A 4,635-nucleotide genomic window follows, 5' to 3' on the forward strand; every position below is an offset into this window, starting at 1 on the left:
CGCTGCTGTCGCTGTTCGGGAGTCAACATCGCATCGCGCTCCTGACGCATTTGCTGACGCGCGTCGCGCTGGGCATTGTCGGGTTGGCCGATCTGGCCCTGGCGGCGCTGCTCCATCCGGTCGAGGCGCTCCTGACGATCCTGCGGCGTCAACCCGCCAAGCCGCTCACGCTGCTGCTGACGGTTGCCTTGACGGACATCCTGCCGGTCCTCGCGCCGTTCCTGACGCCAGTCGCGCCGGTCATCAAGCGTCTCACGGCGGTTCTGCTGGCGGGCATCCTGCCGCTGATCGCGCCGGATATCCTGGCGCTGATCACGGCGGAAATCCTGCCGCTGAGCACGCCGAGCCTGTTGGTGTTGCCAGCGCTGCTGCGCCCAATATTGACGGTGCCGGTTCTGCATCGCAAAACGGCGGCCGCCGGGGCGGTCATAGATAAAGGTGCCGAAACCGGGATAATAATAATTGTCCCAATAGCCACCGCCAAAGCCGATCTGGCCAAAGCCATAGCCGGTATCGCAGCCATACCAGGAATCATAAGCGGAGAACTGGTCGCAGTACGGATCAAAGCCTCCAGCATAGCCCGACCCAGCACCGACCCCATAAGACACGCCGCCATAGCCGCCGTAGTCAGAATAGGCGCATGCCGAGAGCGACAGCGCCCCAACGGCCAGCGCCGCGATCCGCGTAACGGCGGGCATGAAGGCAAAACGGGAGGCAGAAACTCGGGTCATGGCAATTCCTAATATGGTCACACTTGGGGAGGATGGTGCGCCTGAAGGACGGAGGACGTCTCCGATTGATTCGTTCATAAAGAACGCCAGTTGAATTAACGATGAATGATATCTTGGCAAGAAGCGGATTGCTAACACTGATGTAAGTTGCTATTTAAGCGAGCAGTTAATTCAATCACAGGATGACACACATGGCCACCGCCCCCTTGCCGAGCATGGACATGTTCCCTGATCACACCATCCAGCGCGATTCCGGCAACCCGCACTGGACGCGGATGCCTGCTTCGCACGCGCTTGATCACATTCCCGGCGACGACGGCCTGCCGGTCATCGGTGTGACGCTCAAGATGCTCGCCGATCCTGAAAAGTTCGGGCGCGGGATGATCGCCAAACACGGGATGGTTTACCGCACCCATGCCTTTGGTCGCAGGCAGGTCGCGCTGTTTGGCGCCGACGCCAATGAACTGGTGCTGTTTGATCGCGACAAGGTGTTTTCATCCGAACAGGGCTGGGGTCCGGTGCTCAACCTGCTGTTTCCGCGCGGGCTGATGCTGATGGATTTCGACCATCACCGCGCTGATCGCCGTGCGCTTTCGATCGCCTTCAAGCCCGGCCCGATGCGCCATTATGCCGAAAAGCTGAACGAAGGCATTGCCGCGCGCGTGCCCAGCTGGTCGAACCGCGATTTGCTGTTCTACCCCGAAATCAAGAAGCTGACGCTCGATCTCGCCGCGACATCCTTTCTCGGCATCCCTTTCGGGCCCGAGGCAGACCGGATCAACACCGCGTTCGTCGACATGGTGCAGGCGTCCATCGGCGTAGTCCGCCGCCCGCTGCCGTTCACCAAAATGGGACGCGGCGTCGCGGGGCGCAAATTCCTGGTCGATTATTTCATGCCCGAGGTGAAGGCGCGGCGCGAGCAGCAGGGGCCGGACATGTTCAGCCAGTTCTGCCGCGCCACCCGCGACGATGGCAGTCTGCTGAGCCCCGAAGAAATCGTCGATCACATGAACTTCCTGATGATGGCGGCGCACGATACGATCACCTCGTCGGCCACTTCGCTGATCTGGCTGCTTGGCAAAAACCCCGAGTGGCAGGACCGGTTGCGGGAGGAATTGCTGGGCGAGGCCGGGCCTGGGGAGATGTTGCCTTATGATTCGCTCGCCAATCTTGAGCTGACCGAAATGGCCTTCAAGGAGGCGCTGCGGCTGATCCCGCCTGTGCCATCGACCCCGCGCCGGGCGCTCAAGGACTTTGAGTTTGGCGGCTATCGCATCCCGGCGGGGACGCCGGTCGCGATCAGCTCATCCTACACCCACAAGCAGGAGGAGCACTGGCCCGATCCGCTGCGCTTCGATCCGCTGCGATTTACCCCCGAGGCAACCCGCAACCGGCACAAATATGCCTGGGTGCCGTTTGGCGGCGGCGCGCATATGTGCCTGGGGCTGCACTTTGCCTATATGCAGATCAAGGTGCTGATGCACCATGTGCTGACCCAGCATCGCATCGTCATCGCGCCGGGCTATGAGCCCAGGTGGCAGGCATGGCCCATCCCGCAGCCCAAAGACGGCCTGCAGGTGCGCTTTGAACGGCTGTGATGGTGCGTTCACCCGCTCTTGCCTGAAAATGGGTTCCACAACCCCCGCATCGGCGCTAGTTGCCGCTCCTGATTAACTTAGGGAGACGCCCCGATGCCGCAACTCGTCCTCATCCGCCACGGCCAGTCGCAATGGAACCTTGAAAACCGGTTCACCGGCTGGTGGGATGTGGATGTAACCGAAAAGGGCGTCGAGGAAGCGCGCGCCGCCGGGCGAATGATGCGCGACAAGGGACTCGATTTTGACCTGTGCTTCACCTCGCTGCAAAGCCGCGCGATCAAGACGCTCAATCTGGCGCTTGAGGAAATGGGGCGGCTGTGGCTGCCGGTGGAAAAGAACTGGCAGCTCAATGAGCGTCATTATGGCGGGCTGACCGGGCTCGACAAAGCCGAGACTGCAGCCAAGCATGGCGACGAGCAGGTCCACATCTGGCGGCGCAGTTTCGACATTCCGCCGCCACCGCTTGAGGCGGGATCGCCCTTCGATCTGTCACAAGACCGGCGTTATGATGGCATCGCCATCCCCGCCGCCGAAAGCCTGAAAGACACAATCGCGCGGGTTTTGCCATATTGGAATGCCCGGATCGCACCCGAACTGAAAGCGGGCAAGCGCGTGCTCATTTCCGCGCACGGCAATTCGTTGCGCGCCTTGGTGAAGCATTTGTCGGGCATCGCTGATGATGCGATCACCAGCCTCGAAATCCCCACCGGCCAGCCGATTGTCTATCAGCTTGACGACAATCTGGCCGAGGTTGAGCGCTATTATCTGAGCGAGCGCTAAGCCTAAGCGAGCGCGGGGCGCTCAAGCCCGCGCGGTGCGCCGCCCGGGCTTGGCGCGATACATTGCCCGGTCAGCGTGCTCCAGCACCTTGGCGGCCTGATCCCCCGGGTGGATGAAGGCATGACCAAAGCTTGCCGAAAGGCAAGGCTCGTCGCCGCCAAAGCCGGGTCGGCAGGCGGCAATTGCGGTGCGGAGATCGCTGATCTTGGTCAGAATATCGGCTTCGCTGATCGCGCCGAGCAGCACCGCGAATTCATCCCCGCCGATGCGGGCCACGACATCGGTCGTGCGCACGTTGGCCAGCAACACGTCGGCAATGGCGCGCAAAGCCTCATCGCCTGCGGCATGGCCATAGCTGTCGTTGATCAGCTTGAGGTCATCGACATCGACGAACAGCAGCGCGGCGCGGCTGTCATAGCGTTCGCAATGGGCGATGCACACCGCCACCGCTTTTTCAAAGTGACGCCGGTTAAACAACGGGGTCAAGGTGTCGCGGCAAATCTCTTCTTCCAGCGTGGTGATTCGCGCCAGCAACCGAGCGTTTTGCGCGCGCAAATCAACGCACAAATCTGCGAGTTCGCCATAGGACAAACCCTTTTCAGCGGCGGGTGATGCCACCGCCTGCACGATTGAGACATTGTTCATCTTCATTGGACATCAATCTTACAACACATTTCATGACAAAAGTGTTTAGCATTTATGGCGCAGCGCAGCATGATCAAAATTAGTTTAGCCCATTTAATCTGTGCAAAATCGGGACCTAAGCCGGAGATGTTCCTTGCTGGCGGCGCGGAAATATTTTCCCCGCCATGGCGATTGCCGGGGCCAGACTTTGCCCTTAAGACCCGTACGCCAAGTCCTCATGCGGAGTGCAATAAACGTGGCCGAGCCAGCCCCGAAGCCTGATCCGGCCCCGGTCGCTATTGTTATGGGCAGCCAGTCTGACTGGGATACGATGGCCGGGGCGGCAGCGATCCTCGATACCTTGGGTGTCGCACACGATTGCCGCATCGTTTCTGCGCACCGCACCCCCGACCGGCTGATCAGTTTTGCCAAGGGCGCGGTCGATGCGGGGTTCAAGGTGATCATTGCAGGCGCAGGCGGCGCGGCGCATCTGCCCGGCATGGTCGCGAGCATGACCCGGCTGCCGGTGCTGGGCGTGCCGGTATCCAGCAAGGCGTTGAGCGGGCTCGACAGCCTGCTCTCGATTGTGCAGATGCCCGGCGGCATTCCGGTTGGCACGCTGGCGATTGGCCCGGCCGGCGCAAAGAATGCAGGCCTGCTCGCCGCGTCGATCCTTGCGACGCATGACCCGGCGCTCGCGCGGAGGCTTGACGACTGGCGCGCCGCACAAAGCGCAGCGGTGGGCGACAGACCCGTATGAGCAGTGCAGGCGTAAAGCTAATCGCACCGGACATGATTGCACCGGGGAGCACCATCGGCATCATGGGCGGAGGCCAGCTGGGCCGAATGCTGAGCCTTGCCGCGGCGCAGCTGGGCTATCGCTGCCATATTTTCACGCCCGA

4 protein-coding genes and 2 pseudogenes are annotated in these 4,635 nt (G+C 61.5%); 4 read left to right on the top strand and 2 right to left on the bottom strand.

Annotated elements, in window-relative coordinates; translation table 11 throughout:
• Nucleotides 1–731 (bottom strand): annotated as a pseudogene (locus ACEW8G_RS07055) (hypothetical protein); the annotation flags it as partial.
• A 221-nt stretch (nt 732–952) separates the two neighbouring features.
• On the opposite strand from ACEW8G_RS07055, the gene ACEW8G_RS07060 reads away from it, so the two are divergent.
• Together ACEW8G_RS07060 and gpmA are read left to right on the top strand one after the other, a co-directional pair.
• The gene (locus ACEW8G_RS07060; RefSeq protein ID WP_373487731.1) at nt 953–2,329 is read left to right on the top strand and encodes a cytochrome P450; all 1,377 of its coding nucleotides are present in this window, start codon (nt 953–955) and stop codon (nt 2,327–2,329) included.
• A gap of 93 nt (nt 2,330–2,422) precedes the next feature.
• Entirely contained in the window at nt 2,423–3,109 is a 687-nt protein-coding gene (gene gpmA, locus ACEW8G_RS07065) for a 2,3-diphosphoglycerate-dependent phosphoglycerate mutase (RefSeq protein WP_373487729.1), read from the top strand.
• A 21-nt stretch (nt 3,110–3,130) separates the two neighbouring features.
• On the opposite strand, the gene ACEW8G_RS07070 is transcribed toward gpmA, so the two are convergent.
• Nucleotides 3,131–3,760, bottom strand: coding sequence for a GGDEF domain-containing protein (locus ACEW8G_RS07070; RefSeq protein WP_373487730.1), 630 nt, complete (start codon nt 3,758–3,760; stop codon nt 3,131–3,133).
• A 277-nt stretch (nt 3,761–4,037) separates the two neighbouring features.
• On the opposite strand from ACEW8G_RS07070, the gene purE reads away from it, so the two are divergent.
• Both purE and ACEW8G_RS07080 read left to right on the top strand, forming a co-directional pair.
• Complete coding sequence (purE, locus tag ACEW8G_RS07075) at nt 4,038–4,493, top strand: 5-(carboxyamino)imidazole ribonucleotide mutase (RefSeq protein ID WP_373487732.1); 456 nt, start codon at nt 4,038–4,040, stop codon at nt 4,491–4,493.
• Between the two features lie 32 nt (nt 4,494–4,525).
• Nucleotides 4,526–4,635, top strand: a pseudogene (locus ACEW8G_RS07080) (5-(carboxyamino)imidazole ribonucleotide synthase); the annotation flags it as partial.

This window comes from Blastomonas sp., assembly GCF_041747255.1.
Classification (GTDB): domain Bacteria; phylum Pseudomonadota; class Alphaproteobacteria; order Sphingomonadales; family Sphingomonadaceae; genus Blastomonas.

Coding starts and splice junctions, on each gene's coding strand:
- ACEW8G_RS07060 (WP_373487731.1), top strand. CDS start 953: ATGTTCCCTGATCACACCATCCAGCGCGATTCCGGCAACCCGCACTGG.
- ACEW8G_RS07070 (WP_373487730.1), bottom strand. CDS start 3,760: ATGAAGATGAACAATGTCTCAATCGTGCAGGCGGTGGCATCACCCGCC.
- gpmA (WP_373487729.1), top strand. CDS start 2,423: ATGCCGCAACTCGTCCTCATCCGCCACGGCCAGTCGCAATGGAACCTT.
- purE (WP_373487732.1), top strand. CDS start 4,038: ATGGGCAGCCAGTCTGACTGGGATACGATGGCCGGGGCGGCAGCGATC.